Source organism: Halobacillus litoralis, assembly GCF_020524025.1.
Lineage (GTDB): Bacteria > Bacillota > Bacilli > Bacillales > Halobacillaceae > Halobacillus > Halobacillus litoralis_D.
Window position 1 is genome coordinate 855885 of the sequence record NZ_JAIVKN010000001.1, and the last position, 26288, is coordinate 882172.

Annotated in this window: 24 protein-coding genes; all 24 read left to right on the forward strand. The window is 42.4% G+C overall.

Annotated elements, in window-relative coordinates; translation table 11 throughout:
- Positions 1-4 precede the first annotated feature (4 nt).
- The 24 genes from LC036_RS04580 to dapA all read left to right on the forward strand — a co-directional run bounded on the left by LC036_RS04580 (position 5) and on the right by dapA (position 26250).
- Positions 5-772, forward strand: a complete 768-nt coding sequence (locus tag LC036_RS04580; RefSeq protein ID WP_226578837.1) for an isoprenyl transferase — start codon at positions 5-7, stop codon at positions 770-772.
- Between the two features lie 16 nt (positions 773-788).
- Positions 789-1586 carry a phosphatidate cytidylyltransferase gene (locus LC036_RS04585; protein ID WP_226578839.1) on the forward strand — a complete coding sequence of 266 codons (798 nt, stop codon included), beginning with the start codon at positions 789-791 and terminating at the stop codon, positions 1584-1586.
- An 18-nt stretch (positions 1587-1604) separates the two neighbouring features.
- Positions 1605-2750: a 1-deoxy-D-xylulose-5-phosphate reductoisomerase gene (gene dxr / locus LC036_RS04590; RefSeq protein WP_226578841.1), complete on the forward strand. Its 1146-nt coding sequence runs from the start codon at positions 1605-1607 to the stop codon at positions 2748-2750.
- 16 nt (positions 2751-2766) lie between these two features.
- Positions 2767-4023, forward strand: a complete 1257-nt coding sequence (gene rseP / locus LC036_RS04595) for an RIP metalloprotease RseP (RefSeq protein WP_226578843.1) — start codon at positions 2767-2769, stop codon at positions 4021-4023.
- 82 nt (positions 4024-4105) lie between these two features.
- A complete protein-coding gene (locus tag LC036_RS04600; protein ID WP_226578845.1) occupies positions 4106-5809 on the forward strand; it encodes a proline--tRNA ligase in 1704 nt (567 codons plus the stop codon).
- A 94-nt stretch (positions 5810-5903) separates the two neighbouring features.
- Complete coding sequence (locus tag LC036_RS04605) at positions 5904-10196, forward strand: PolC-type DNA polymerase III (protein ID WP_226578848.1); 4293 nt, start codon at positions 5904-5906, stop codon at positions 10194-10196.
- Positions 10197-10521: 325 nt separating this feature from the next.
- Entirely contained in the window at positions 10522-10995 is a 474-nt protein-coding gene (rimP, locus tag LC036_RS04610) for a ribosome maturation factor RimP (protein ID WP_226578852.1), read from the forward strand.
- A gap of 13 nt (positions 10996-11008) precedes the next feature.
- Positions 11009-12115, forward strand: coding sequence for a transcription termination factor NusA (nusA, locus tag LC036_RS04615; protein ID WP_226578855.1), 1107 nt, complete (start codon positions 11009-11011; stop codon positions 12113-12115).
- Positions 12116-12130: 15 nt separating this feature from the next.
- Positions 12131-12406, forward strand: coding sequence for an RNase P modulator RnpM (rnpM, locus tag LC036_RS04620; protein ID WP_226578858.1), 276 nt, complete (start codon positions 12131-12133; stop codon positions 12404-12406).
- A complete protein-coding gene (locus tag LC036_RS04625; protein ID WP_226578861.1) occupies positions 12403-12717 on the forward strand; it encodes a YlxQ family RNA-binding protein in 315 nt (104 codons plus the stop codon). The genes rnpM and LC036_RS04625 overlap by 4 nt, the downstream gene beginning before the upstream one ends.
- A gap of 7 nt (positions 12718-12724) precedes the next feature.
- Entirely contained in the window at positions 12725-14782 is a 2058-nt protein-coding gene (infB, locus tag LC036_RS04630; RefSeq protein ID WP_226578864.1) for a translation initiation factor IF-2, read from the forward strand.
- Positions 14779-15057 (forward strand): DUF503 domain-containing protein, encoded by a 279-nt coding sequence (locus LC036_RS04635; protein WP_226578867.1) that lies wholly within the window; start codon positions 14779-14781, stop codon positions 15055-15057. The genes infB and LC036_RS04635 overlap by 4 nt, the downstream gene beginning before the upstream one ends.
- A 26-nt stretch (positions 15058-15083) precedes the next feature.
- Positions 15084-15434 carry a 30S ribosome-binding factor RbfA gene (rbfA, locus tag LC036_RS04640; protein ID WP_226578869.1) on the forward strand — a complete coding sequence of 117 codons (351 nt, stop codon included), beginning with the start codon at positions 15084-15086 and terminating at the stop codon, positions 15432-15434.
- 68 nt (positions 15435-15502) lie between these two features.
- Positions 15503-16399 (forward strand): tRNA pseudouridine(55) synthase TruB, encoded by an 897-nt coding sequence (gene truB, locus LC036_RS04645; RefSeq protein WP_226578871.1) that lies wholly within the window; start codon positions 15503-15505, stop codon positions 16397-16399.
- A gap of 123 nt (positions 16400-16522) precedes the next feature.
- Positions 16523-17452: a bifunctional riboflavin kinase/FAD synthetase gene (locus LC036_RS04650; protein WP_226578873.1), complete on the forward strand. Its 930-nt coding sequence runs from the start codon at positions 16523-16525 to the stop codon at positions 17450-17452.
- Between the two features lie 128 nt (positions 17453-17580).
- Entirely contained in the window at positions 17581-17850 is a 270-nt protein-coding gene (gene rpsO, locus LC036_RS04655) for a 30S ribosomal protein S15 (RefSeq protein ID WP_226578875.1), read from the forward strand.
- A 120-nt stretch (positions 17851-17970) separates the two neighbouring features.
- A complete protein-coding gene (gene pnp / locus LC036_RS04660; RefSeq protein ID WP_226578877.1) occupies positions 17971-20094 on the forward strand; it encodes a polyribonucleotide nucleotidyltransferase in 2124 nt (707 codons plus the stop codon).
- Between the two features lie 95 nt (positions 20095-20189).
- Positions 20190-21110 carry a polysaccharide deacetylase family protein gene (locus LC036_RS04665; RefSeq protein WP_226578879.1) on the forward strand — a complete coding sequence of 307 codons (921 nt, stop codon included), beginning with the start codon at positions 20190-20192 and terminating at the stop codon, positions 21108-21110.
- 12 nt (positions 21111-21122) lie between these two features.
- Positions 21123-21356 carry a YlmC/YmxH family sporulation protein gene (locus LC036_RS04670; protein ID WP_226578882.1) on the forward strand — a complete coding sequence of 78 codons (234 nt, stop codon included), beginning with the start codon at positions 21123-21125 and terminating at the stop codon, positions 21354-21356.
- 110 nt (positions 21357-21466) lie between these two features.
- Entirely contained in the window at positions 21467-22363 is an 897-nt protein-coding gene (gene dpaA, locus LC036_RS04675; RefSeq protein ID WP_226578885.1) for a dipicolinic acid synthetase subunit A, read from the forward strand.
- A complete protein-coding gene (locus tag LC036_RS04680) occupies positions 22360-22956 on the forward strand; it encodes a dipicolinate synthase subunit B (protein ID WP_226578888.1) in 597 nt (198 codons plus the stop codon). Before dpaA ends, LC036_RS04680 begins: the two co-directional genes overlap by 4 nt.
- 105 nt (positions 22957-23061) lie before the next feature.
- Entirely contained in the window at positions 23062-24105 is a 1044-nt protein-coding gene (asd, locus tag LC036_RS04685) for an aspartate-semialdehyde dehydrogenase (RefSeq protein ID WP_226578891.1), read from the forward strand.
- 25 nt (positions 24106-24130) lie between these two features.
- Positions 24131-25372, forward strand: coding sequence for an aspartate kinase (gene dapG, locus LC036_RS04690; protein ID WP_226578895.1), 1242 nt, complete (start codon positions 24131-24133; stop codon positions 25370-25372).
- Positions 25369-26250: a 4-hydroxy-tetrahydrodipicolinate synthase gene (dapA, locus tag LC036_RS04695; protein ID WP_226578898.1), complete on the forward strand. Its 882-nt coding sequence runs from the start codon at positions 25369-25371 to the stop codon at positions 26248-26250. The genes dapG and dapA overlap by 4 nt, the downstream gene beginning before the upstream one ends.
- The last annotated feature ends 38 nt before the right edge of the window (positions 26251-26288 follow it).

Below are 26288 nucleotides of genomic sequence, written 5' to 3' on the forward strand. Positions count from 1 at the left end.
GAACATGCCAATCAAGTTTCCATTTGTAAAAAGTAAAAAACAACCTCACCCACAGCCTCTGGGACTGGAAGAAATGCATCTGCCTCAACACGTGGCGATTATTATGGATGGAAATGGCCGGTGGGCAAAAAATAGAGGAATGCCCCGCATAGCTGGTCATAAGGAAGGGATGGGTGTCGTAAAGAGGATTGTACGTTACGCATCTGATATTGGTGTTAAGGTTCTGACTCTTTATGCCTTTTCTACAGAAAATTGGAAACGTCCCAAAAATGAGGTGGACTTCCTGATGAAGCTGCCTGTAGACTTTTTAAATACATATTTGCCTGAACTGATTGAGAGAAATGTCCAGGTCCGTACAATCGGTGATTTCAACGTATTACCAGCTCATACACAAAAAGCGGTAAATGAAGCGATTGAAAAGACCAAAGAGAATGATGGACTGATTCTCAATTTTGCACTCAATTACGGAAGTCGTTATGAGATGGTGCACGCAGTGAAGCAAATTGCCTCGAAAGTGAAAGAAGGAGAAATCGATACATCAGATATTGATGAGGATTTATTCTCTTCAGAACTCTACACGTCAGAATTAATCGAACCTGATCTTTTAATCCGTACGAGTGGGGAACAGAGGCTGAGCAATTTCTTGTTATGGCAGCTGGCCTATGCCGAGTTTTGGTTCACGGAAGTGTACTGGCCAGATTTCAATGAAAGCCATTTTGAGAAAGCTCTCTATGATTTTCAAAATCGCAAACGTCGGTTCGGCGGAGTATAAGGTGTGAATTAGTCTCATGAAACAAAGAACAATTACAGCAGTCGTTGCAGCACTTATTTTTATCCCCATTGTGATGCTGGGTGGGTGGCCGTTTAAGGCGTTTGTCTATATTATTGCAAGTATTGCACTGCTTGAACTGATCCGGATGAAAAAAATAGCCCGGTATTCAGTCGCAGCAGGTCTCGGTCTGATTCTAATGTGGGCCTTAATGTTTCCTTATGAAGTGTTTGATGAAACCGTGTTGTCGGAAGATTTAATTACGAAATCGGAAATCACCCTTCTGGCTGTTCTTGTACTGCTCAGCTATACGGTCCTTGTCAAAAATCGTTTTACCTTTGATGATGCTGGATTCCTGTTATTATCTGCAATCTATATAGGAATGGGATTCAATTATCTGATAGAGACGCGTGAAGCAGACCTTGAATATATTTTCTATGCACTTTTTGTTGTGTGGGCTACCGATACAGGTGCATACCTCTTTGGTAGAGCGCTTGGAAAGCATAAACTTTGGCCGCAAATCAGCCCAAAGAAAACGATTGAAGGTTCGCTTGGCGGTATTGCTCTAGCCTGTGTCGTTGCATTTATTTTTCAGATGGTCTACCCGCTTGAACATTCACTTCTCCTTGTTCTCCTTGTAACCATCTTGATCTCGATCGCAGGACAAATCGGGGATCTTGTGGAATCAGCCTTCAAACGACATTATGCTGTTAAGGATTCAGGTAAAATTCTGCCTGGCCATGGAGGTGTATTGGACCGGTTTGATAGTTTAATCTTCATATTGCCGATCCTGCATCTCATTAACTTTATTTCATAAAAGGAAGGGGATGGAAGGATGAAGCAGGTATCGTTATTGGGAGCAACGGGATCTATTGGTATCCAGACGCTGGATGTCATCCGTCTGCACCCTGAGCAGTTTTCTCTGTATGCCATGGCATTTGGCAGGAACATTGAAAAAGCCTTACCTTTAATACACGAATTTAATCCGGCTATCATTGTGGTCCAGGATGAAGATACGAAAGCGAAGCTTCAAAAAGAATTGAATCATTCCTACATTCTTTGTGGAGGAGAAGGTTTAATTGAGGCTGGTACAGCCGAACCTGTAGATGTGGTTGTCAACGCTGTTATGGGAAGCATCGGTTTACCGGCAACGTTAAAAGCCATCCAGGCAAAAAAAATCATCGCCATTGCGAATAAAGAGACCTTAGTCACTGCTGGTCACCTTGTAATGGAAGAGGCGCGTAAGCATCAAGTGGAACTTCTTCCAGTAGACAGTGAGCATTCAGCCATCTTTCAAGCGCTGAATGGAGAAAAGAGAAAAAACATCGAAAAATTAATTATTACAGCTTCAGGTGGCAGCTTCCGGGACAAAACAAGAAAAGAGCTCGAAGGTGTGACTGTTGAAGACGCTCTAAATCATCCGAATTGGAGCATGGGCGCAAAAATCACCATTGATTCAGCTTCTATGATGAATAAGGGGCTTGAAGTTATTGAAGCCCACTGGCTTTTTGATGTGCCTTATGAGCAGATTCATGTTATTCTTCATAGAGAAAGTGTCATTCATTCAATGGTCGAGTATGTGGATCGTAATGTTATTGCTCAGCTTGGGACCCCGGATATGAAAGTCCCCATTCAATACGCCTTAACTTACCCTGAACGTATGGATTTACCAGTGACGAACCATCTAAACCTTGAAGAACTGGCTACATTAAACTTCGAAAAAATGGACATGGACCGTTTCCCTTGTCTGAGGATGGCTTTTGAAGCAGGTAAGGCAGGCGGTTCTATGCCGACTGTTTTAAATGCGGCGAATGAAGAAGCTGTTCAATTGTTTCTAGAAGGGAAAATTTCCTTTTTAGATATTGAAAGATACATTGAAGAAGCCCTGGAAAGGCACGATAGGATTCATAACCCTGACTTGTCTACCATAATTTCTATTGATGAGGAAACAAGGAAGAGGGTCCGTTTCCATTTAAATTAAAAGGAAGGTGCTTCATTTGACTACTGTGATTGCATTTATTCTCATGTTCGGATTGTTAGTTTTCGTTCATGAGTGGGGGCATCTCATTTTTGCTAAACGAGCAGGAATGCTGGCACGAGAGTTTGCGATCGGTTTTGGTCCGAAAATCTTCGCATTTACGAAAAATGAAACATTATACACGATTCGTCTTCTTCCTATTGGGGGCTATGTCCGTGTGGCTGGAGAGGATCCTGAGCTCGTTGACTTAAAAGCGGGTCACCATGTAGGACTTGAATTCAATGAAGAAGGAAAAGTCAGTCGGATTATCGTAAACAACAAATCCAAACATCCATATGCGCGTGTGATTGAAGTAGAAAAAGCAGACTTGGATCATAGGCTTGTTATCGAAGGATACGAGATCGACGAAGATGAGAAGCTGTTTTTTGAAGTGGATCCTAAAGCGATGTTTGTTATGGATGAAAAAGAAACACAAATTGCTCCTTATGACAGACAATTCGCCTCAAAATCAGTGCCTCAAAGAGCCATGCAGCTGTTTGCCGGCCCTTTAATGAACTTTGTTCTGGCGATTGTTCTCTTTATGATTCTAGGTTTTATTCAGGGAGTACCTTCTGATGAAGCCAAATTAGGGCAGATTCAGAATAATTCTCCTGCAGATGAAGCAGGGTTAATGGCAGGGGATGAAGTCATTGCTGTTGACGGAGAATCAGTCAGTACGTGGGAAGAATTCACAAGAATTATTCGTAACCATCCAGAAGAAGAAGTAACCTTAACCGTAAATCGGTCAGGTGAAACCCAGGAGTTGAATGTTACTCCCGCTGCTATTGAAGATCGTGATATGACGATTGGTCAAGTAGGGGTGGCTCGAGCATTTGAGGAATCTTTTACAAAAAAACTCAGTTTTGGTTTTACTCAAACCTATGAGTGGAGTACTCTAATATTAACCAACCTTGGGAAGCTTGTAACGGGGCAGTTTTCTTTGGATATGCTCTCTGGACCTGTAGGAATCTATGATGCCACAGACCAGGTTGTACGAACCGGGTTCACAAACTTTGTCATGTGGACAGCGATCCTTAGTATCAACCTGGGTATTGTCAACTTACTTCCTCTACCAGCCTTGGATGGCGGACGATTATTATTTGTCGGTCTGGAAGGGGTAAGAGGAAAACCGATTGATCCTCAAAAAGAGGGGATTGTTCATTTTATAGGTTTTGCACTATTAATGCTGTTGATGCTTGTTGTAACCTGGAACGACATTCAACGCTTATTCCTATGATTTTATAGCTGGAAGTCTGAAGGTGACAGGCGTTTCCTCGACTTCCGGCTTCTTTTATTAATTTTGAATTGAGGTGTTTGTTATGAGACAAAGTCATATGTTAATTCCAACGTTAAAAGAAAATCCTGCTGATGCGGAGATTAAGAGTCACCAGCTCCTTGTCCGCGCAGGTTACATACGTCAAATTGCTTCAGGGATCTATAGTTTTCTTCCAATTGGACGTAGAGTCCTAAATAAAGTGGAGAACATTGTTCGTGAGGAAATGGAGAAAATCGGAGCTCATGAGATGGCTATGCCTGCTTTGGAACCTTCTGAACTTTGGAAGGAAACAGGACGATGGACAACATTTGGTTCTGAACTTATGAGAATTCATGATCGTCATAATAGAGAGTTTGCTCTAGGTGCCACCCATGAAGAAGTCATTACAAGTCTTGTACGAAATGAAGTCAAAAGTTATAAGCAGCTGCCATTAACAGTATTCCAAATTCAGAATAAATTCCGTGATGAAGCCCGTCCTCGTTTCGGTCTTTTACGCGGTCGTGAATTTCTTATGAAAGATGCTTATTCATTTAATGAATCTTATGAGAGCCTGGATGAAACGTATGAAAAAATGTTTCAGGCATACTCGAATATTTTCCGCAGGTGCGGCCTTAACTTTCGCGCGGTTATAGCCGACTCAGGAGCTATGGGAGGAAAAGACACGCACGAATTTATGGTCTTGTCAGAAGTAGGAGAAGATGTAATTGCCTACTCTGATACATCCCGTTATGCGGCGAACATTGAAATGGCACCCGTTATTGCTACCTATGAAAAACCTGATGTGGCTGTGAAACCGATAGAAAAGGTTGAAACACCAGGGAAGAGAAGTATGCAGGAAGTAGCCGACCATTTTGGTCATGAGCTTCATGAAGGTATAAAAGCAATCCTTTTCCAAGTAGATGAGAAGTTTGTCCTTGCGCTTACAAGGGGAGATCATGAAGTCAATGACGTTAAACTTAAGAATTTATTTGATGCCGGCCTTGTGGAATTAGCAAATGAAGAAGATACGCAGCGCTTATTAGGTGCAGGGTTTGGCTCTCTTGGTCCAATCAATGTACCAGAAGAGGTTGAGGTCGTAGCTGATTTAGCTGTGGAAGCTATGGTCAATATTACTTGTGGAGCGAATGAGAATGGCTTCCATTACAAGAATGCGACCCCAGGTGAAGACTTCACTGTCAATCAGTATGCTGATTTACGGTTTATAAAAGAAGGGGATCCATCTCCAGATGGGCAGGGAACCATTCAATTTGCCCGTGGAATTGAAGTAGGTCACGTATTCAAACTTGGAGAATTTTACTCTGAGCGTATGAATGCCACCTTCCTGAATGACCAAGGGAAAGCAAAAACAATGATTATGGGATCCTATGGAATTGGTGTTTCTAGAACATTAGCAGCTATTGTTGAACAATATCATGACGATCGCGGCATTACGTGGCCGGCGAATATTGCCCCTTATCAAGTACACCTTCTTTCTATGAACCCTAAGAAGGAAGACCAGAAAGAATTGGCAGATCAACTATATGAAAATCTCCTTGAAGCAGGGATTGATGTCTTATATGATGATCGTAAAGAACGTGCCGGCGTAAAATTTGCCGATAGTGATCTATTTGGAATTCCTGTTCGGATTACCGTTGGAAAACGTGCATCTGAAGGTGTCGTTGAAGTGAAAGAACGGACAACAGGAGAACAGGTAGAATTAGATACAAATGAACTTGTTGAATATGTGAAAAATTGGTACAAAGCCTAATACACCCTTTACATTGGAAATACCCTTGCTGGAGAAAGTAAAGCAAGGGTATTTCCATGATTAGTCTTTGTGAAAGGATAGAGGAGGAATCACTTTGAGTGTGAGCGGTCAGGATAAGATGCATTATTTACTGGAGCAGATCCAGTTTCCACATGATCTGATTGAACCTCATTTTAAAGACAGCGAGATGCAGAAGCTGGTTGTTTATCGTGAGAAGAAATTGTGGCATTTTTATTTCCAAATGCCAAAGCCGCTGCCGCCTTCTGTTTATGAGTTGTTCTCAACGAAATTAACATCAACCTTCCGGGCCATAGCAGATGTTACTTGGACAATTGAAACGAAGGAAAAAGATGTGTCGTCATCTGATGTGGTGGAATATTGGCAAAGTTTTATAAAGACATTGACTAATTTAACACCTGGCTATAAAGATTTACTGATGGAACAGCAGCCGGAAGTTAACGGGAATAAGATTATGTTAACCTGCAGGAACCTTGCAGAAAGTCATGCAGTTCAGAAGAAGTTGGAAGAACCCCTGAAGCAATACTGTTTACGTTGCGGCCTACCTTCTTTTGTCTTGTCTACTACGGTTAAAGAAGGAAAAGAAGAGATTAAAAAATTTCAGGAAGAACGTCAGAAAGAAGATAAAATCCTTGTCCAGCAAGCTGTGAAAGAACAGGAAGAACGGGCGAAGGAGAAAGACGATTCTAAGCCGAAAGGTCCTGTTGAAATTGGGTATAAGATCCAGGATGACATTATCATGATGGAAGATATACAGGAGGAAGAGAAGAAAGTGGCTGTGCAGGGGTATGTATTTGACGTCGAAGTCAAAGAGCTTCGATCAGGACGACACCTGCTTTTATTAAAGGTCACGGACTACACGGATTCCTTTTCCATTAAAATGTTCTCCCGAGGTGACGATCATGCTGAAATGTTTAAGCATGTGAAGCAGGGGATGTGGATCAAGGCACGTGGTGGAATTCAAACGGATAACTTCACCAATGAACTGACGATGATGGCCAATGACATCAATGAAGTGAAGCCTAAATTAAGAGAAGATTCTGCGCCAGAAGGTGAAAAACGTATTGAGCTTCACGCACATACGACGATGAGTGCAATGGATGCGCCTGTTTCACCATCCAGATTGATTCAAAAAGCAGCCGACTGGGGGCATGAAGCGATTGCCATCACAGACCATGCTGTTGTTCAGTCTTATCCTGATGCTCATGCTGCAGGGGAGAAGAATGGAGTCAAGATTATCTATGGTCTTGAAGCTAACCTGGTAGATGACGGAGTACCGATCGCTTATGAAGAGCAGGACAGGGATCTTGAGGAAGCTGTTTATGTTGTATTTGACGTCGAAACCACCGGCCTTTCAGCAGTTTACGACAAAATCATTGAACTTGCTGCTGTAAAAGTGCAGGGTGGAGAGATTATTGATCGCTTTGAGTCCTTCGCCAACCCGCATCAGCCATTATCCCAGACAACGATTGATTTGACAGGGATTACAGACGATATGGTTAAAGATGCCCCAGAGATTGAAGAGGTGTTGAAGGACTTTCATCAATGGACGGGCGAAGATATTCTAGTTGCACACAATGCCAGCTTTGATATGGGCTTCTTAAATGCTGGTTATCAGTCCATTGATTTAGGTAAGTCAACCAACCCTGTTATTGACACGCTGGAATTAGCCAGATTTTTAGTTCCAGAGTTGAAAAACCACCGGTTAAACACACTTTGTAAGAAGTTTGACATTGAGTTAACTCAGCACCACAGGGCGATCTATGATGCCGAAGCCACGGGTTACCTGCTATGGAAGTTAGTGAAGAAAGCGATGGAACGAGGCATTAAAAATCACCAGAACCTCAATGATTATATGGGTGAGGGGAAAGCATATCAGCGGTCCAGACCCTCCCATTGTACACTTCTTGCAACCAACAGCACTGGACTGAAGAACATTTACCGGCTTGTTTCGGAAGCTCACATCAATTATTTTTACCGCGTTCCACGTATCCCTCGTTCTTTATTGAAGAAAAATCGAGAAGGAATCCTTGTGGGTTCCGGGTGTGATAAAGGTGAAGTATTTGAGACAATGATGCAGAAATCCGAAGAAGAAGCAGAAAAAGTAGCGGACTTTTATGATTATATCGAAATTCAGCCTCCAGGAAATTACCGTCACCTTGTTGAAAAAGACCTAGTTCAGACAGAAGCACAAATCCTGGATATTTTGAAGCGTCTTGTAGCCATGGGAGAGCGAATGGGCAAGACAGTTGTTGCTACTGGGAATACCCATTACGTGGACCCTCATGAAAAGCAGTACAGGCAGATACTCATATCCTCCCAAAACGGTAACCCGCTGAACCGTCAGACGTTACCAGAAGTTCACTTTAAAACGACCAACGAGATGATTGATGAACTCTCTTTTCTGGGACAGGACAAAGCCAAAGAACTGGTTGTAACAAACACGCATAAAATTTCCGGGCAGATTGGTGAAGTTTCCCCTGTAAAGGAAGACTTGTATACACCGAATATTGAAGGTGCCGACCAAGAGATCAGGGAAATGTCCTATAACAAAGCCAAAAGCCTTTACGGTGAAAATGTTCCTGAATTAATTGTCAAACGATTGGAGAAAGAACTGGATAGTATCATTGGTAATGGGTTTGCCGTTATCTATCTAATCTCCCAAAAGCTTGTAACAAAGTCCCTTGAGGATGGTTACCTTGTTGGTTCGCGGGGTTCTGTCGGCTCTTCCTTTGTTGCGACAATGACCGAAATCACCGAGGTCAACCCTTTACCTCCTCATTATGTCTGTCCTTCCTGTCAGTTTAATGAGTTCTTTACAGATGGCTCTGTTGGTAGTGGCTTTGATTTAGAGGAAAAAGATTGTCCAGAATGTGGTACGCCGTTGAAAAAAGATGGGCAGGACATTCCGTTTGAAACATTCCTTGGGTTTAAAGGGGATAAAGTTCCCGATATTGATTTGAACTTTTCAGGGGAATACCAGCCGCACGCCCACAACTATACGAAAGAGTTATTCGGTGAAGACAGCGTCTTCCGTGCTGGAACCATCGGCACGATTGCTGAGAAAACGGCTTATGGTTATGTGAAGGGGTATGCCGGCGACCATCAGCTTCATTATAAAAATGCTGAAATTGACCGCTTAGTCCAAGGCTGTACCGGGGTCAAGCGTACAAGTGGACAGCACCCAGGTGGAATTATAGTTGTACCGGATGATATGGAAATTTATGATTTCTCACCGATTCAATTCCCTGCAGACGATACGAAATCAGAATGGCGGACGACGCATTTCGATTTCCATTCCATTCATGATAATTTGTTGAAGCTTGATATACTCGGGCACGATGATCCAACCGTTATTCGTATGCTGCAGGATCTAAGCGGAATAGACCAAAAAGAAATCCCTGTGGATGATCCGGAAGTTATGAAAATTTTCAGTGGTCCAGATGCTCTTGGAGTAACTGCTGAGCAGATCATGTGTAAAACCGGCACGCTTGGAGTACCTGAATTTGGAACGCGGTTTGTCCGCCAGATGCTGGAGGATACAAAACCGAAAACATTTGCCGAACTTGTCATCATCTCGGGCTTGTCTCATGGGACAGATGTTTGGCTGGGGAATGCAGAACAGTTAATCAATGACGGTATTTGTACGTTACCTGAAGTAATTGGGTGCCGTGACGATATTATGGTGTATTTAATGCATAAGGGGCTCGATCCTTCTCTTGCTTTTAAGATCATGGAATTCGTTCGTAAAGGACGCGGGCTGCAGGACGAATGGATTGAAGAAATGAAAAAGCATGGTGTACCGGATTGGTATATTGAATCTTGTAAGAAGATTAAATACATGTTCCCGAAAGCACACGCGGCTGCTTATGTATTAATGGCTGTGAGAATTGCATATTTCAAAGTGCATTATCCGATCTACTTTTACGCGGCTTACTTTACTGTGCGAGCTAGTGACTACGAGTTAGAAACGATGACCAAAGGGTCTGATGCAATCCGTGCCCGGCTTCAGGAAATCCAAAGTAAAGGGCTGGATGCTACTCCTAAAGAGAAAAGCTTGATGACAGTTCTTGAAATTTCTCTTGAGATGTGTGAAAGAGGGTATGGATTTAAGAATGTCGACCTTTATCGTTCAAGTGCGACAGACTTCTTAGTCGAAGGAAATGAATTAATTCCTCCATTTAATGCAGTTGATGGCTTAGGTACAAACGCCGCTATCAATATAGTAAATGCTCGTGAGGAAGGTGAATTTCTATCTAAACAGGACTTAAGAGAAAGGAGCCGTATTTCAAAAACGGTTCTTGAATACCTGGATAACTTCGGCTGCTTAGAAGGAATGCCTGATGAAAATCAGCTCTCACTATTCTAAGTAAACACCTTCAGGCTCTGGTGCCATTGACTTTCCTGTGTTGCAAAGATCAAGTATCTATGGTATATTTTCTATGGTGAGAAGAGCGATATGAACGACAGAAGAGTGGGGAAACCCACTCTTTCTTCATATATCAGACTCTTGCTTGTGGAGAAATTTCGATGCATCAGGGGCTGGGATGCCCACGAGAAGAACCGCTATGATCCTGTCATAGCGGTTTCTCTTGGCGCCTGATATTGGAAAGCCCTGGTACTTAAATGAAATAAGCCAATACATCCCATACTATTAAGAAACAAACATTATTGTGTTCAAAGGAGGGAAGAGCATGAGTAATCATGTTACATCCGTTACGGAACGTCTTGTCCAACCTATACTGGATGAAATGAACTTGGAGCTTGTCGATATCGAGTACAAAAAAGAAGGTCAGAATTGGTACCTCCGCGTCTTTATTGATAAAGAAGGCGGCGTTTATATTGAAGAATGCGGTCAAGTATCTGAACAGTTAAGTGAGAAACTGGACGAAGAGGATCCGATTGAAATTCCTTACTTTCTAGAAGTTGCTTCTCCTGGGGCTGAACGTCCATTAAAAACAGAAGCAGACTTTCACAAATACGTTGGCGAACATGTGTATATGAAGTTATATGAACCAATTGACGGCGAGAAAGAGTTTGAGGGAACACTTAAATCCTTTGAAGACTCAACGGCTGTTGTTGAAATTCGTATTAAAACAAGAAAAAAACAGCTGGAAGTGCCGTATCAAAAAATAGCCAAAGCAAACTTAGCTGTTACGTTTAATTAAGGGGGAGAAACTGTTGAGTAGTGAATTATTTGATGCCATGGATTATTTAGAGAAGGAAAAAGGCATCGACAAAAATCTGTTGTTGGAAGCGCTTGAAGCCGCTTTAATTTCTGCTTATAAGAAAAACTTCAATTCTGCAACAAATGTTCGTGTGGATATTAATGAAGAAGAGAGCGCTATGAAGGTTCTTGCCAGAAAAGAAATAGTAGAAGAGGTCATGGACCCGCAGCAGGAAATTTCATTGGAAGAAGCAAATGAAATTGATCCAAACTATGGTCTGGAAGATGTCATCGAAGTCGAAGTGACACCTATGGACTTTGGCCGAATTGCAGCTCAGGCTGCTAAGCAGGTCGTTACTCAGCGCGTCAGAGAAGCTGAGCGTGGCATAATTTATGGGGAATATGTGGATAGAGAAGAAGATGTAATGACGGGAATCATTCAACGAAAAGATCCACGATTTGTTTATGTGAATCTTGGTAAAATTGAAGCACGACTTCCTGAAGGTGAACAAATGCCGACAGAAACGTATGAAGTGCATGACCGTCTGAAAGTATTTGTTACGAAAGTAGAAAACAGTAACAAAGGACCGCACATCTATGTTTCAAGAACACACCCGGGCTTGTTGAAGCGGTTATTTGAAATGGAAGTGCCTGAGATTTACGATGGTACCGTAGAGGTAAGATCGGTGGCTCGTGAAGCGGGTGACCGTTCCAAGATTTCTGTATACGCTGAAGACCAGGAAATCGATCCGGTTGGTTCTTGTGTTGGTCAACGCGGCCAGCGTGTACAAGCGATCGTTAATGAATTAAAAGGGGAAAAAATTGATATCGTTCAGTGGTCTGAAGACCCTGTGGAATATGTTTCTAATGCCCTGAGTCCTTCTAAGGTTGTTGAGGTACTCGTTGATGAAGAAGATAAAGCTACAACAGTCATTGTGCCAGATTATCAACTGTCCCTGGCTATCGGCAAACGCGGGCAGAATGCTCGTCTGGCGGCTAAATTAACGGGCTGGAAGATTGACATCAAGAGTGAAAGTGAAGCTCGTGAACAAGGATTGCTGTCTGAGCAGGAAGACGCTGATCATTCCTCAGATCTTGATGAAGAAATGTTCGAAGATTAAGGAGGGGTAAGAAAAATGACCCGTTCCAAAAAACAACCACTTCGAAAATGTATTGTTACACAAGAAATGGTCCCTAAGCAGCAGTTGATTCGTGTCGTCCGCAATAAAGATGGAGAGGTTTTTGTGGACGATACAGGGAAAAAGAATGGACGAGGTGCTTACCTTTCAAAGGACCTTGAAGTGATCGAGCAAGCAGAAAAGCAGCAGATTCTGAACCGTCACCTTAAAGCGAACGTAGATCGTGATATATACGAAGAATTAAAAGCGAAAGTGAAAAGAGACCAATCATGAGCGGGAACTATCTTAATCTAATTGGTCTGGCAATGAGGGCCGGTCAGTGTACGCTTGGAGAAGAATCCATTATAAAGGATATTCAAAAGAAAAAAGCGAAGCTGGTTTTAATTGCTGGTGACACAGGTAAACAAACAAAGAAAAAGCTCACAGACAAGTGCAGCTTTTATGAAATACCCTGTTATGTGGTTGATGATAGAGACACACTATCACAAGCCATCGGAAAGGCAGGGAGAGTCGCGATCGCAGTTCTTGACCAAGGATTTGCGAAAAAGTTGCAATCGCTACTCGATGAATCTATTCGGGGGTGAAGATTTTATGAGTAAAATGCGCGTATATGAATATGCCAAGAAAAATGAACTATCCAGTAAACAGGTGATCGAAAAACTGCAAAATCTAAATATAGAAGTAAATAACCATATGTCTACATTGGAAGATGATGCAGCGAAGAAACTAGATCAAGCATTTGGTAAAGCAGCAAATGCCGGCCAGCCGAAACAGGATAAAGGTCCTAAGGGCAAAACCAATAAGAAGCCTGGTAATAATAAGGCGAAAAACAACAACCAGAAAAAACATAAACCTGCACCACAGCAGCAGGGACAGAAGAAGCCTAAAAAACAAACACCTGACAAGATTACTTATGCTGGTACTTTATCAGTAGGTGAATTAGCTGAAAAGCTGAACAAAGATTCTTCTGAAATCATTAAAAAGCTGATGTTCCTTGGGGTTATGGCTACCAAAAACCAAGAGCTTGATGCTGATTCAATTGAATTGATCTGCGGTGAATTCAATGTTGAAGTTGAAGAAGAAGTGATCGTCGATGATACAGATATTGAAAGCATGACTTTTGATGATGATCCTGAAAGTCTGCAGGAACGTCCAGCTGTTGTAACAATTATGGGTCACGTTGACCATGGTAAAACAACACTATTGGATCGAATCCGCCACACGAAAGTTACAGAAGGCGAAGCAGGTGGGATTACTCAGCATATCGGTGCCTACCAAATTGAAGAAAACGATAAAAAAATCACTTTCCTTGATACTCCAGGACACGCAGCGTTCACTAGCATGCGTTCACGAGGAGCACAAGTAACAGACATTGCCATCCTTGTTGTTGCCGCTGATGACGGTGTAATGCCTCAGACAAAAGAAGCTATCAGTCACGCGAAAGCTGCTGAAGTTCCTATTATCGTAGCTGTTAACAAAATGGATAAAGAAGGGGCAAACCCCGAGCGTGTGATGCAGGAATTGATGGAGTATGAGCTGATCGCAGAAGACTTCGGTGGTGAAACCATCTTTGTTAAAATGTCTGCCGTAAACGGTGAAGGTATTGATGAACTACTGGAAATGATCGTTCTCGTATCTGAAATGGAAGAGCTTAAAGCAAATCCAGACCGTCCAGCTTATGGTACAGTAATCGAAGCGGAATTGGATAAAGGACGTGGGCCTGTTGCGACACTTCTTGTTCAAAATGGAACACTGAATGTAAGTGATTCCATTGTTGTTGGTAATACTTGGGGACGAGTTCGTGCGATGGTCAATGATATTGGCCGACGCGTGAAGGTAGCAGGTCCTTCCACACCAGTCGAGATTACTGGTCTGAACAACGTGCCGCAGGCTGGGGATCGTTTCTTAGTCTTTGAAGATGAGAAAAAAGCCCGCTCCGTAGGTGAAGCCCGTGCCCAGAAACATCTGGAAGAGAACCGCAGCTCCACGGCTAAGGTTAGTCTTGATGACTTGTTTGACCAGATTAAACAAGGGGATGTAAAAGATATTAACCTGATCGTTAAAGGTGATGTGCAGGGTTCAGTTGAAGCTCTTGCCGGCTCTCTTGAGAAGATCGAAGTAGAAGGTGTGAAGGTTAAAATTATTCATACAGGTGTAGGAGCGATTACAGAGTCTGACATCGCGCTTGCTTCTGCTTCTAATGCCATTATTATCGGTTTCAACGTGCGACCAGACGGGAATGCTAGAAAAGCAGCAGAGTCCGAGGATGTAGAAATCCGACTGCACAATATCATATACAAAGTTATGGAAGAAATTGAATCCGCAATGAAAGGGATGCTTGATCCTGAATTTGAAGAGAAGATCATTGGACAAGTCGAAGTTCGTGAAATCTTCAAAGTATCCAAGATCGGTACGATTGCCGGTTCCTATGTAACAGATGGTAAAGTCGGACGTAATTCCGGTGTACGTGTCATTCGTGATGGCGTAGTCATTTATGAAGGTGAAATTGACGCTCTTAAACGCTATAAAGATGATGCCAAAGAAGTTCAACAAGGGTACGAGTGCGGAATCACTATAAAGAATTTCAATGATATTAAAGTCGGCGATATCATTGAGCCATTTGAAATGCAGGAAATTGAACGCACATGATTATAAGCGCTGAAGTGGATTGTATAATCTATGATGCGCAATCGTTGAAGAATAAACGCGCTGTATTGAAACGGATCAAGACGAGGCTTCAAAATGAATTTAATATCGCTGTCGGCGAACTTGAGTTTCAAAATCTATGGCAGCGCACCCGTCTTGGTCTTGTTACAATTTCAAGTGATAAACAAATCGCTGAAAAAACAATGCAGCAGGCGTTAGCTTTCATCGATTCATTTCCAGAGATTGAACGGACAGAAACGCACCTGGAATGGCTGTGATGTCTTGTTAGAAGAGGTGGATAAATATGAATGATTTGAGGGCCAACCGCGTAGGGGAACAGATGAAAAAAGAGATGAGTGACATCATCAGTAAAAAAATTAAAGATCCACGCGTCGGTTTTGTTACAGTTACAGAAGTAAAGGTAACAGGAGATTTACAACAAGCAAAAGTATATATTTCCGTCTTGGGAGATGACAAGCAGAAGCATGACACTCTTGTAGGTCTTGCGAAAGCTAAAGGGTTCATCCGATCAGAAATCGGACAACGAATCCGCCTTCGTAAAACTCCGGAAATCATGTTCGAATTCGATGAAGCGATTGAAAAAGGAAATCGTATTGAAACAATTCTGCGTGATTTAAATGATACGGACAGTTAAGCAGAAATCCGTGCTCCCAGCAGCACGGATTTTACATATGAAAATTTATTAGTATAGAGGTGGAATAGATGGATGGTATTCTTCCATTATGGAAGCCCAAAGGGTTTACATCTCATGATTGTGTAAGTAAAGCAAGAGGGATGTTAAAGACTAAAAAGATTGGACATACAGGCACATTGGACCCTGAGGTCGAGGGAGTTCTTCCGTTATGCGTCGGAAAAGCCACTAAAATTGTACCTTTTCTAACGGATACAGACAAAGTCTACGAAGCGAGAGTAACATTAGGTTATGCAACAGACACCGAAGATGCAACAGGTCACACGATCTCAATGGAGCCTGTTAAGCATGCATGTTCTCAAGAGGATATACAAAAGGTGATTTCAGAATTCAAAGGAGAAATTGTTCAAACCCCTCCTATGTATTCGGCTGTAAAAGTGAATGGAAAAAAACTTTATGAATACGCACGAGAGGGTATTGAAGTAGAGCGGCCATCCAGGAAAGTCCTCATTAAGGGCATTGAAATAACCTCTATTCAAGAAGACGTGCAGGATGATACATACTCCTTCTCCATACGAGTGATCTGCTCTAAGGGAACCTATATCCGCACATTATGCGTGGATATAGGGAAGGCTCTTGGTTATCCTGCTCATATGTCTGAATTAGTCCGTACAAGGACGGCTGACATTTCAGGTGAGGAGTGTTTTACTTTCAGTGCGGTACAGGAGGTCGTTGATGAAGGGCATCCGGAGAAAGTCCTTCTTCCGCTTTCCCGCGGGCTTATTCATATGGAATCATGGAAAGTAGATGAACAGATACAGATAATGATTAAGCATGGACGGGTTTTAGAAAAGCCTGAAGAACTCCAGGCTGAGGTTTTCACGGTAATGTATGATGAAGATGTACTCGCCATTTATCAGCAGCACCCTACAAAGCAGGGCCTTATTAAACCTGTTCGCGTATTTTAATCCTCTAAATGAGCGGGTAAACGCCAGGCCCCAGGTAGTCTTTCGGTGCAGGATCATCCGTTAAGGAACTATATAAGCTCTTGAATAAATCAAGCTTACTATTTAAAAAAGCAGGTGAATGTAGTGAAAACATTTCATCTATCTCATAACACTTCTCCTTTTCCACCACCTGAACCAAGTGTTGTCGCGGTAGGTTTTTTTGATGGTGTTCACAAAGGTCATCAGCAAGTCATTCATTCGGCTGAACAGGAAGCAGCAGCGCTGGGTGTGAAAAGTGCCGTGATGACTTTTGATCCACATCCCTCAGTTATCCTAAAAAAAGGGAAACAGCAGGTTCACTATATTACTCCGTTAAGAGAAAAGGAACAGATTATTGAACAACTGGGAATTGATTATTTGTTTGTGGTCCGCTTTGACTTAACCCTGGCCTCACTATCACCTCAATCCTTTGTAGATCAATTTTTTGTACGCCTCCGTATTCAAAAAGTAGTGGCAGGCTTTGATTTTAGTTATGGATTTAAAGGAGAAGGTTCTATGGAAACACTCCCCAATCATGCAAAGGGAAGGTTCACCCATAAAGTAGTGGATAAAGTTGATCTGAACGAGGAGAAAATCAGTTCGACAAGAATTAGGCAGTTGTTAGATGAAGGGGCAGTAGCGGAAGCAGGAAATCTACTTGGAAGACCCTTTTATTTAAAGGGGGAATTGGTACAGCCACCATCTGATACGGGGACATCGGGTGAGTCCATGACATGTATTCGGACAGCTGACTATTTTTACCTTCCAAAGGACGGCACCTATTTTATAACCATTCGATATAAGGAAGAAATCGATTATGGTATGATAGTTATTGAAAAATCTTCAACTCTTCACGATGATTGTTCTCTATTTAATCTCTATTTGTTAAGCGGGCAGCCTTCATTGAAAGAAAAAGAAGTGACGGTTCAATTTTGGGGGTTTTTCAATGAATCCTCCACTACCACCAAAACATACTCAGAAGAGCAGAATAGTCTGATTGTGGGACATATTCAAAGATTTTTTGGCTTATCATAGTAGTTTTCCTTGCATTTCAACAGAAAAAATTGTACCCTTTAATATGGAACCTTCGCTTGGCGGTACGTAACTCCGACGACCGCTCGGGGAAAGGGAATTCTTAAAATTTTCTAGGAGGTGTAGTCATAATGGCTATCACACAAGAACGTAAACAAGAACTAATCAATGAGTACAAAACTCATGATAACGACACAGGTTCTCCAGAAGTACAAATTGCTGTACTTACTGAGCAGATCACTACTTTGAACGATCACCTGCGTACACACAAGCAGGACCACCACTCTCGTCGTGGACTGCTTAAAATGGTAGGTAAGCGTCGTAACCTATTGAACTACCTTCGTAATAAGGACATTACACGTTACCGTGAGTTAATCAAGAGCCTTGGCTTGCGTCGTTAATGTATGGGAAAAAGCGGGAGTATTCCCGCTTTTTCTGTATGTTTACATACAGAAGGGTGTAAACTGACAATAAACCCTTAAGTTGAATAAGAAGAGTTATCGAGAGGAGTTAAGTTCTTTATGGCAGAAGAAAAACAAGTTTTTTCGATTGATGTCGCAGGCCGTACGTTTACAGTTGAAATCGGTGAACTGGCTAAACAAGCAAATGGCGCGGCACTTATCCATTATGGAGATACGACTGTCCTGTCCACAGCGACTGGTTCCAAAGAACCGAAGGACCTGCCGTTTTTCCCTTTGACTGTAAATTATGAAGAGCGTTTATACGCTGTAGGTAAAATACCAGGAGGCTTTATTAAACGTGAAGGCCGTCCAAGTGATAAAGCTGTATTGGCATCACGCTTAATTGACCGTCCAATCCGCCCATTGTTCCCGGAAGGATTTCGTAATGATGTTCAAGTAATCAGCTCTGTGATGAGTGTAGACCAGGATTGTTCATCTGAAATGGCGGCAATGCTTGGGTCCTCTATCTCCCTTGGCGTATCTGATATCCCATTTGAAGGTCCAATTGCTGGTGTGATTGTTGGTCGTGTAGATGGCGGATTCGTTATTAATCCGACGATAGAGCAGCAGGAGAAAAGTGATATCGATCTGACCGTTGCAGGGACCAAAGATGCGATTAATATGGTAGAAGCAGGAGCCAACGAAGTATCTGAAGAAGATATGCTTGAAGCTATTATGTTCGGGCATGAAGAAATTAAGCGTCTCGTTGCATTCCAGGAAGAGATTGTAGCTGCTGTTGGTCGTGAAAAGATGGACGTTCAGTTGTTCGATTTAGATGCTGAGCTGAAAAGCAAAGTGGAAGAAGAGGCAACGAGTGCCATTGTAGAAGCGATTAAAACAGAAGAGAAGAAAGCTCGTGAAGCAGCCATTGATCAAGCAAAATCTGACGTCATTGCTTCTTATGAAGAGCAGGAAGCTGATGAGGAGACTTTGAAGCAGGTAGGATCAATTCTTGACAGTATGGTTAAGACAGAAGTCCGCCGCTTAATTACAAAAGATAAAGTCCGCCCTGATGGTCGCGGTGTAGATGAGATTCGTCCTTTGACATCCCGCGTAGGGTTACTTCCAAGAACACATGGCTCTGGTTTGTTCACACGTGGGCAGACACAGGCTCTAAGTGTATGTACTTTGGGTGCGCTGGGTGATGTTCAGATTTTAGACGGGCTGGACCTGGAAGAATCCAAACGTTTCATGCACCACTATAACTTCCCTAAATTCTCTGTTGGGGAAACCGGCCCGATCCGAGGTCCAGGACGTCGCGAAATCGGTCACGGTGCGTTAGGAGAACGCGCTCTTGAAGTAGTTATTCCTTCTGAGAATGAATTTCCTTATACGATCCGCCTTGTATCCGAAGTTCTTGAATCAAACGGATCGACATCTCAGGCCAGTATTTGTGCAAGTACGCTTGCCATGATGGACGCAGGTGTGCCAATCAAAGCCCCTGTCGCTGGTATTGCTATGGGTCTGGTTAAGTCTGGCGAAGATTACACCATTTTGACAGACATTCAAGGTATGGAAGATGCTCTTGGTGATATGGACTTTAAAGTAGCTGGAACTGAAAAAGGTGTAACCGCTCTTCAAATGGACATTAAGATTGACGGTCTTTCAAGAGAAATTCTTGAAGAGGCACTTGCACAGGCGAAGAAAGGCCGCATGGAAATTCTCGGTCACATGCTTGAGACAATTCCTGAGACACGAAACGAACTGTCTGAACATGCACCGAAAATTATGACAATGAAGATTAATCCGGATAAAATTCGTGATGTCATTGGACCAAGCGGTAAGCAGATCAATCAAATTATTGATGATACAGGTGTGAAAATTGACATTGAACAGGATGGCACCGTGTTTATTTCTTCTACAGATGCCAGTATGAACGCAAATGCTCAAAAAATTATCGAAGACATCGTACGTGAAGTTGAAGTAGGAGAACTTTATGACGGTAAGGTAAAACGAATTGAAAAATTCGGTGCGTTTGTTGAGCTGTTCAAAGGCAAAGAAGGTCTTGTTCACATCTCTGAAATGGCTGAGGAACGTATTGGTAAAGTCGAGGATATCGTATCTATTGGAGACACGATTCAGGTGAAAGTCAAAGAAATCGACAACCAGGGACGTATTAATCTCTCTCGTAAAGCCGTTCTCTTGGATGAGAAGAAGAAACAGGAATCAAATGTTGAACAATAATAGATAGAAAAGAAAAGATTCTGGCTTGCCAGTCTCTTTTTTTTTAGTCTAATTACTCGAATGAATCCATATAATGGTCTCAGGGGTGAATGTCCATGAGTTTTCGAGTAGTTGGACTTTTTTTTATTGTCCTTTCTTTTTTTACTGGTGTTGGACTAGCATTTGTTACAAATAATGAAGCGGTTTCTGTAAATACAGACAGTTCGCTGTATCAAAAAATTTCTGAGGAAAAAAGTAAATATGAATTAGAAGCAGAAGATGCCAAAATTGATTCTGTATGGAAAAAGACACCCGGCATTGTGGGGCGAAGAGTAGACGTAGAAGCATCTTATAAGAATATGAAAAAAAAAGGAACGTACGATCCGAAAAAACTGGTGTTTAAATTAATCAAACCAGACGTATCATTAACAGATCTTCCACCTTCCCCTATCTATAGAGGGCATCCAGATAAGGTGGCTGTCTCCTTTCTTATAAATGTTTCCTGGGGGGAAGAATTCATTCCTGAGATGATTGAAATCCTGAATAAACATCAGGTGAAAGCTACCTTTTTCATAGATGGAGCTTTTGCCAATGATTTTACCGACCTTGTACAAATGATTGAAGAAGAAGGGCACACGATTGGCAGCCACGGCTATAGACATAAGGATATGGCCAAGATGACAAAAGCTGATGCTGAAGCAAACCTCACACAGGCGGATGAAATTTTATTTGCTTTAACAAAAGAGAAGATCCGCTATTTCGCACCGCCATCAGGCAGCTACAATGACGGTACGGTTGAAGTGGCTCATGAAATGGGGATGGAAACCATTCTATGGACGGTCGATACAATTGACTGGAAAAAGCCTACAGAGGCAGTTCTTCTCAGCCGAGTGATGAATAAACTCCATAATGGCGCTACGATCCTGATGCATCCGACTCAAGTGACAGTAGACAGTCTTCCAGATCTTATCGAGGGGATTCAAAAGGAGGGCTACCGGATAGCTGCTCTTCCAAGACTGTTAAGTGAGGAGCGGTAAGGAGGAAAGAATATGAGGATGAAGTCATTAGCTAAAAAAGAGGTCATTGATGTGGAGAGTGGAGTAAAGCTTGGAGTGCTGGGCAGAGCCGATTTAATCATTGATCCAGAATCCGGTGATATTAAGTCACTGATTATTATGAATCAGGGATTGATTGGATTTGGTGCTTCAAGAAAAGAGTTGACGATCGATTGGAATCAAATTGAAACTATTGGCGAGGATACCATCCTTCTAAAAAAAAGCTAAAACACCGCAGCATAAGCTGTGGTGTTTTTTTGTTGTTGGACCAAATCACTAACTCTGCATTCCGGCATAGGATACAAAGAGATAAGACACTAGAAAAGGAGACATCCGGGATGCTAACAGGACATCATGTTGCGGTAATAGGAGGCGATGCCCGGCAGATTGAGCTCATTCGTAAATTGAATGAGTGGGACGCCACCGTATACTTGGCAGGTTTCGATCAACTGAACGAGAGCTTCCGAGAAGCCATCGATCTGGATCTTGAAAGCAGTCAAGTCGAAAAATTAGACGCCATTATCCTTCCGGTTCCAGGAACAGATGGAGATGGGAAGATTGAAGGCATCTTTTCTAATCAGTTGATTCATCTTTCTGAAGAATGGTTAAAACAAACTCCAGAACACTGCCAGATCTATACAGGAATTGCTAATGATCATCTCATCAATTTAGCAGCTAAAGTGAATCGAAAACTGATTCCGCTTATGGATCGGGATGATGTAGCTATTTATAACTCTATTCCTACTGTTGAAGGTACCTTAATGCTGGTCATTCAACATACGGACTTTACCATTCATGGTTCAAAAGTCATTGTCCTTGGACTTGGCAGGGTAGGAATGAGCCTTGCAAGGACCTTTGATCATTTAGGAGCTCAAGTATCTGTTGGCGTTCGTTCTACGAGCAGTGCAGCGCGGGTATATGAAATGGGATTAACTCCGATTGATATGAAAAATTTAGAAAATACATCTATGGCTTGTGACATTTTATTAAACACAGTCCCTCACCAGGTTGTCGATGCCTCTGTAATTAAACAACTCCCTTCACATGCACTGATATTAGACTTAGCTTCAAAGCCTGGAGGTACAGATTTTAAGTATGCAGATAAAAGAGGGATAAAAGCGCTGCTTGCGCCGGGTCTCCCTGGTATTGTTGCGCCAAAGACAGCAGGTAGAATCATAGCTGATGTTGTTTCGAGGCTAATAAAAGAAGGGTCACGAAAGGAGAATAAATCATGACAAAATTAAAAGGCAAAGTCATTGGTTTTGGATTAACAGGATCACACTGTACGTATCACGAAGTGTTCCCTGTCATGCAGGAGCTTGTAGATATGGGAGCGACAGTAATTCCGGTTTTGTCCTATACGGTTCAAAAAACGGATACTAGATTCGGTGATGCTGAAGATCATCTGAAGAAAATAGAAGAAATTACAGGTGAAAAACCGATCATGACGATTCCTGATGCTGAGCCATTAGGACCGAAGAGGCCGTTGGATTGTATGGTCATTGCACCGTTGACTGGAAATTCTACAAGTAAGTTTGCCAATGCTCTTACTGACTCTCCAGTCTTAATGGCCGCGAAAGCAACCTTGCGTAACGAAAGTCCTGTTGTTGTAGCTGTATCAACGAATGATGCCCTTGGGTTAAATGGTGTGAATGTAATGAGGTTAATGGCGACAAAAAATATTTATTTTGTACCATTAGGTCAGGACCATCCGTATAAGAAGCCAAATTCTCTGGTCGCAGATATGACGTTAATACCAGAAACGATCGAAGCTGCCCTTGAAGGGAAACAGCGTCAGCCTGTTTTAATTGAAAGGTATCCAAATTAATTCAACTTTTCGTACCAGGTATTCGAGCAAATGTGATAAAATAACAAAAATAGTGACATGTCTTACTATTCTTACAATAAACCTATAGAAAAGAGGATGCCGAGTATGAGTGAAACAACATATAATGTAGCTGTCGTAGGTGCTACAGGAGCTGTAGGCCAAAAAATGCTGGAAACACTGGAAGAACGTAACTTTCCCATTAAGGAATTAACCCTTCTTTCATCCAGCCGTTCTGCTGGTCTGAAAATGACATTTAAAGGGAAAGAATACACGTTGCAGGAGGCAAAGCCTGAAAGCTTCGAAAAAATCGATATTGCCCTGTTTTCAGCAGGTGGATCGATCTCAAAACAATTAGCTCCTGAAGCGGTGAAACGCGGGGCTGTTGTGATCGACAATACAAGCGCTTTTCGAATGACTGAAGGCGTTCCTCTTGTTGTGCCTGAAGTGAATGAAGAGGATATCCGAAATCACCAGGGGATTATTGCCAATCCGAACTGTTCAACGATCCAAATGGTGGCTGCGCTTGAACCTGTCCGAAAATCATTGGGAATGAAACGAGTCATTGTTTCAACTTACCAGGCTGTTTCAGGAGCTGGAAATGAAGCTGCAGATGAACTGCGTGAACAGTCTCAGTCTTTTTTAAATGGTGAAGAACTTGAGGCGAATATCCTGCCTGTCAAGGGAGATAAACAGCACTATCCAATTGCGTTTAATGCTTTACCTCAAATTGATGTCTTCCAGGACAATGGATATACATTTGAAGAAATGAAGATGATCAATGAAACAAAAAAGATTATGCATGCGCCTGATCTTTCTGTAGCAGCCACATGTGTAAGACTTCCATTCTTTACTTCCCATGCAGAAAGCGTCTACGTAGAAGTGGAGAAGGAGGGGGTTTCGGTTGAGGAAATCAAGCAGCTGATGGAAGAAGCTCCCGGTATAACCCTGGAAGATGATCCATCTGCACAATCTTATCCTACACCGCTGAGTGCAGCAGGAAAGAGGGATGTCTTCGTAGGTAGAATCCGTAAAGATCTGGATGATGAAAAAGGGTTCCACTTATGGGTTGTATCCGACAACCTTTTAAAAGGGGCAGCCTGGAATTCTGTACAGATCGCAGAGCGTCTTGTTGCTAATCAGTGGCTGTAAACTTCTTTTGAGTTGAGGTGGCCAAATGAAGCTACTAGTACAAAAGTTTGGTGGTACATCGGTCCGGGATCAAAAAAGCAGATCCCGGGCAATCCATCATATTAAAAAGGGATTAAAGGAAGGGTACAAAGTCGTTGTTACGGTTTCGGCTATGGGTCGAAAAGGCAGTCCTTATGCAACGGATACCCTCCTTGGTCTTATAGATTTTCCAAATACGCATGTGTCATTGAGAGAGCAGGATTTAATGATGTCCTGCGGAGAGACGATCTCTTCTATTGTGTTTTCTCATGAATTATGTGAGGAAGGGATAGCTGCGGTTTCACTAACCGGGGCACAAGCTGGAATTGTTACCAACAATGACTTTACGAAGGCAAAAATCACTCAGATGAATCCTTCGAGAATTTTAGAAGAGCTTAAAGAAAAAGATGTAGTAGTTGTTGCTGGCTTTCAAGGTCAAACAGTAAGAGGTGAAGTGACTACGATTGGCCGGGGAGGCAGTGATACGACAGCTGCAGCTTTAGGAGCTGCACTTCAGGCTGAGTATATCGATATTTATACAGATGTAGAAGGGATAATGACAGCAGATCCCAGACTTGTTCAGGAAGCAAGACCTCTCAACACGATTACCTACAATGAAATTTGCAACTTGGCCTATCAAGGTGCCAAGGTTATCCACCCTAGAGCTGTAGAAATAGCCATGTATGCAAAAGTTCCCATCCGTGTCCGATCCACCTATTCAGATCTTCCAGGCACCCTTGTCACAGGGATGAAAGAACAAAGGAGCGGTCCGGATATAACTGAAAAGACCGTGACCGGTATTGCACATATGGACGGTCTTACGCAGATAAAGGTTCAATCCAAGGAAGATCCATCAAAACTTCAATCGGATGTCTTCAAGTCCATGGCTTCAGCAAACATTTCGGTAGACTTCATAAACATCTCTCCAAGCGGTGTCCTGTACACCATCAACCACTTATATACAGATAAGGCGGCACAAATTCTCCGTAAGCTGGGGTATGAACCTGAAATAAGAAAAGGCTGTGCTAAAGTGTCGACGGTAGGAGCAGGCATTACCGGCATTCCAGGTGTGACGGCAGATATTGTTCAGTCGCTGACGGATGAGGGCATCCAAATCTTACAATCCGCCGATTCCCATACAACCATCTGGGTATTAATAAAAGAAGAAGATCTAATTTCTGCTGTCAATGCACTCCATACAGCCTTCGGTTTAAATAAGACATCTAAGAAGGGAGAACGACAGACATGAAATTTGGTAAGGTTTTGACAGCTATGGTGACGCCTTTTGACCAGCAAGGTTCAATTGACTTTGAAAAGACCACTGATCTTATTGAATATTTGTTAAGCAACGGAACAGACGGGTTAGTTGTTGCGGGTACAACAGGAGAATCACCAACCCTTGATAACAACGAGAAAGTCCAGCTATGGAAACATGTGGTGAATGTTGTTAACAATCGTGTCCCGGTGATAGCGGGAACAGGCAGCAATAACACCAAACAGTCTATAGAGCTGTCTCAAAAAGCTGAAGCTGTCGGCGTTGATGCGGTCATGCTTGTTGCTCCTTACTATAACAAACCAAATCAAAAAGGACTTTATTCACATTTTAAAACAATAGCCGATTCTGTTTCCCTTCCTGTTATGCTTTATAATGTTCCAGGGCGCTCAGTCGTGCGAATTTCACCAGAAACTATAATTCAATTATCTAAAGTCAATAATATCGTGTCCGTCAAAGAAGCAACAGGAGACCTAAATGGAATGGCGGAAATCATATCTAAAACAGGCGATGATTTCTCATTATACTCTGGAGATGACCATTTAACACTTCCTTCTTATGTCATCGGAGCCGCTGGAATCATCTCTGTCTCTTCTCATGTAATAGGAAACGAAATGCAGCGCATGCTGAGGCTTTTTGATTTAGGAAGAGGAAAAAAAGCGGGAGTACTTCACCGAAAGCTGCTGCCTGTTTTCGAAGCAATGTTCAGTGCACCTTCTCCAGGACCCGTGAAAGCAGCCTTGAAGTTGAAAGGCTTAAATACAGGAGGAGTCCGCCTGCCGTTGGTTCCTTTAACCGAAAGCGAAGAAGACTTTATTTGTCAGCTGTTTAACAACCTCACAGTAGAGGAATGACCGGTCTCCCCAGACCGGTTTTTTCGTTTTTAAAGCTA

Coding starts and splice junctions, on each gene's coding strand:
- LC036_RS04580 (WP_226578837.1), top strand. CDS start 5: ATGCCAATCAAGTTTCCATTTGTAAAAAGTAAAAAACAACCTCACCCA.
- LC036_RS04585 (WP_226578839.1), top strand. CDS start 789: ATGAAACAAAGAACAATTACAGCAGTCGTTGCAGCACTTATTTTTATC.
- dxr (WP_226578841.1), top strand. CDS start 1,605: ATGAAGCAGGTATCGTTATTGGGAGCAACGGGATCTATTGGTATCCAG.
- LC036_RS04600 (WP_226578845.1), top strand. CDS start 4,106: ATGAGACAAAGTCATATGTTAATTCCAACGTTAAAAGAAAATCCTGCT.
- rimP (WP_226578852.1), top strand. CDS start 10,522: ATGAGTAATCATGTTACATCCGTTACGGAACGTCTTGTCCAACCTATA.
- rnpM (WP_226578858.1), top strand. CDS start 12,131: ATGACCCGTTCCAAAAAACAACCACTTCGAAAATGTATTGTTACACAA.
- LC036_RS04625 (WP_226578861.1), top strand. CDS start 12,403: ATGAGCGGGAACTATCTTAATCTAATTGGTCTGGCAATGAGGGCCGGT.
- infB (WP_226578864.1), top strand. CDS start 12,725: ATGAGTAAAATGCGCGTATATGAATATGCCAAGAAAAATGAACTATCC.
- LC036_RS04635 (WP_226578867.1), top strand. CDS start 14,779: ATGATTATAAGCGCTGAAGTGGATTGTATAATCTATGATGCGCAATCG.
- rbfA (WP_226578869.1), top strand. CDS start 15,084: ATGAATGATTTGAGGGCCAACCGCGTAGGGGAACAGATGAAAAAAGAG.
- truB (WP_226578871.1), top strand. CDS start 15,503: ATGGATGGTATTCTTCCATTATGGAAGCCCAAAGGGTTTACATCTCAT.
- rpsO (WP_226578875.1), top strand. CDS start 17,581: ATGGCTATCACACAAGAACGTAAACAAGAACTAATCAATGAGTACAAA.
- pnp (WP_226578877.1), top strand. CDS start 17,971: ATGGCAGAAGAAAAACAAGTTTTTTCGATTGATGTCGCAGGCCGTACG.
- LC036_RS04665 (WP_226578879.1), top strand. CDS start 20,190: ATGAGTTTTCGAGTAGTTGGACTTTTTTTTATTGTCCTTTCTTTTTTT.
- LC036_RS04670 (WP_226578882.1), top strand. CDS start 21,123: ATGAGGATGAAGTCATTAGCTAAAAAAGAGGTCATTGATGTGGAGAGT.
- dpaA (WP_226578885.1), top strand. CDS start 21,467: ATGCTAACAGGACATCATGTTGCGGTAATAGGAGGCGATGCCCGGCAG.
- LC036_RS04680 (WP_226578888.1), top strand. CDS start 22,360: ATGACAAAATTAAAAGGCAAAGTCATTGGTTTTGGATTAACAGGATCA.
- asd (WP_226578891.1), top strand. CDS start 23,062: ATGAGTGAAACAACATATAATGTAGCTGTCGTAGGTGCTACAGGAGCT.
- dapG (WP_226578895.1), top strand. CDS start 24,131: ATGAAGCTACTAGTACAAAAGTTTGGTGGTACATCGGTCCGGGATCAA.
- dapA (WP_226578898.1), top strand. CDS start 25,369: ATGAAATTTGGTAAGGTTTTGACAGCTATGGTGACGCCTTTTGACCAG.